2 protein-coding genes are annotated in these 2,763 nt (G+C 75.2%); both read left to right on the top strand.

Annotation, left to right across the window (positions count from 1 at the left end; all coding sequences use genetic code 11):
* The first annotated feature begins 130 nt into the window (after positions 1–130).
* On the top strand, positions 131–553 hold the full coding sequence (locus EF903_RS31295) for an ankyrin repeat domain-containing protein (RefSeq protein WP_125548352.1): 423 nt from the start codon (positions 131–133) through the stop codon (positions 551–553).
* A gap of 340 nt (positions 554–893) precedes the next feature.
* Positions 894–2,291, top strand: coding sequence for a HEAT repeat domain-containing protein (locus EF903_RS31300; protein ID WP_125548354.1), 1,398 nt, complete (start codon positions 894–896; stop codon positions 2,289–2,291).
* The last annotated feature ends 472 nt before the right edge of the window (positions 2,292–2,763 follow it).

Genomic DNA, 2,763 nt, shown 5'->3' on the forward strand with positions numbered 1-2,763 from the left:
CCCCCGGACTCGCCCCCGTCCCCGCAGGCCCGGGCGCTACGCTGGCGCTCACCCGTACGGGCGCGCACCCACCGCGCCGCCCCGCGGGCCACCACGACTTCCACCCCGAGCGAAAGGCGGCAACCGACCGATGAGCGAGCACCAGCCCACCGACGGCGGCTCCCAGGGCGCCCCCGACGAGGACGTCATCGAGCTGGCCACCAAGGTCTTCGACCTCGCCCGCCAGGGGGAGACCGGGACGCTCGCCGCCTACCTCGACGCCGGCGTCCCCGCCAACCTCACCAACGACCGCGGCGACACCCTCGTCATGCTCGCCGCCTACCACGGCCACGCCGACACCGTCACCGCCCTCCTGAGGCGCGGCGCCGAGGCCGACCGCGCCAACGACCGCGGCCAGACCCCGCTCGCCGGCGCCGTCTTCAAGGGCGAGGAGGCCGTCATCCGCGCCCTCCTCGCCGGCGGCGCCGACCCTCACGCCGGCACCCCGTCCGCCGTGGACACCGCCCGCATGTTCGCCAAGGCCGACTTGCTCGAACTCTTCGGAGCGCAGTAGTCCGTTTTCGGTCGTGACCTGGCACGGCGTGACCGGCCGCCCACCTCACGGGTTGGTCACGGCGGCCGTAAATGTGGTCGCGGCACACAAACCGGCTGGGTCATCATGGCGTCGGATTCGATTCGTGAGCTCGGCAGACGGGCAGGAGGGGCAGGACACGAAGCGTGTCCGACCCGTATCCCTGCGGAACCGGCCGCCAGGCCGCGAAGCACCGACGAGAGTGAGAAGGCAATGGTCTACATCGAGCGGAACACGACGGCGAACGTCCTCACATGCTGTTACGCGGCCCTGTGAACCCCGATTCCCGGTTGCGTCCCCAGCTTGATGTGAGGCCATTCCCATGTTCGAACCAGTCATAGCGCCAAGCGGCACCCTGCTCGGCCTCCTCCAGCGGGGCCGCGGCGACGGCACCCTGCACGCCCTCGCGGCCCCCCGGCCCGAAGCCCTCCGGGCACTCAACCAGTGCGTGCTCCGTGACCCGCGCCAGGACTGGCAGGTCGAGAACCGCTCCCTCTACTACGCCCGCCTGTACCTCGACCTGGACGGGCCCCTCGGCGAGATCGAAAGCCACCTCTTCGGCGCCGACGACCTCGTCGACGACTCCGAGCAGCGCACCGGCCTCGCCCTGTCCGTCCTCGGACACCTCGCCTCCTACGGCCGCGACGACGCCCTCATGCTGCTGCGCCGCTATGCCGCCTCCGGAGCCAACTGGGCCTGGGCACTCGACGAGCTCGCCCTGCGCGACGACGACGAGGGACTGCTCTCCCTCGCCGCGCCCGTCCTCGCCCGCTTCCCCGGCACCCCCGAGGGCGAGGCGCGGCTGGCCGCCGCCGTCCGCGACGCCTACGAGCCCCGCCCCTGGCGCCTGTGGGAGGAGACCCCCGAGCACGGCGCCCGCCTCGGCGCCGCCCGCCGCCAGGGCTCCTTCGACCGCTGGCAGCGCCAGCTCACCCCCAACGGCCCGCGCCCCGGCTGGGGCGTCCTCGCCGTCTTCGACTGGGCCGCCGAAGGCCTGCGCCGCGGCACCCCCCTGCACGTGCCCGCCGCGCGCTGCCTCGCCGCCGTCGCCTCCCCCGACGACCGCGGCACCATCCTGGCCGCCGCCGCGGGAACCCTCGGCGACGCCGCCCGCGCCACCGCCCTGCACCACCTCGTCGTCGCCGAACCGGAGAACCCGGCCGTCCTCGACCTCATCGAAGCCGCCGCCGACGAGCCCGCCGTCGCCGCCTACGAGCGCATGTGCGGACCCGCCGCCCTCGAACGGGCCCGCGGGTGGGTCCACCGCCCCGACGCCCTCGGCGAAGCCGCCGCCGCACTCCTCGCCTCCCACGGCGGCCCCGACGACGCCCCCCTCGTCCTCGGCGCCCTCCGCGACACCGTCCGCGGCTCCGGCCCCGACTCCCGCCGCCTCTACGCCCTCGTCGACGGAGCGGGCCGGCTCTCCATCGGCTGCGCGGCCCCCGTGCTGCGCCACGTCTACCGCGAAACGGCCTCCTCCCACCTCCGCGGCCGCGCCGCCCGAGCCCTGGCGGACACGGACCCCTCCTTCGCGGCGGGCTTCGCCGTCGAGTGCCTGTGGGACTGCGAGGAGACCACCCGCGAGGTCGCGGCCCACCACGCCGAAACCGCCGACGCCCGTGTGGCCCCCCGCCTCCGCCGCCTGGCGGCGGACCCGGCGGAGGAGGAGGACGTCCAGTCGGCGGTCCGCAGCCGCATCACACCGGAATCGGCGGTCTAGACGGCACGACGCCCCCGGCGGACACCGGAACGGCGCCCCCTCGCGGAGGGGGCGCCGTCTCGTGCGGCGGGCCGGTCACCTCTCGGTACCGTTCCACTTCGCCGGCCTGGCCGACGGCAGCCGGACGCTGGGCCGGCGGCGCCGACGCAGCGCTCTGACGCCTATCCCAGCCGACGACGGCCGTCCGCCGCCAGGCCCAGGACGCGCACGCAGCGATGTGACGCGTCCGTGTACCCGGATGGCGCTCCGGCCGTGGTTTCCCACGGCCCGCCCGGCTTCCGCCGACGGGTCCGCTGATGCCCGCGGGGCCGGATGCGGCTCCCGGGGTGAGGAGCCGGGCTCTCTGATCCTGCGCAACAGGCCCCGTTCCTCCAGGTCATTCCCCTGGCGGCGTCCCGGCGGAAAGCCCGGGACACCCCCGGCGCCATCCCTGACCCCGACCGATCGGCTCCCGATCACCACCGCCACCGCC

The sequence above is a fragment of the Streptomyces sp. WAC05292 genome, from assembly GCF_003949955.1.
Lineage (GTDB): Bacteria > Actinomycetota > Actinomycetes > Streptomycetales > Streptomycetaceae > Streptomyces > Streptomyces globosus.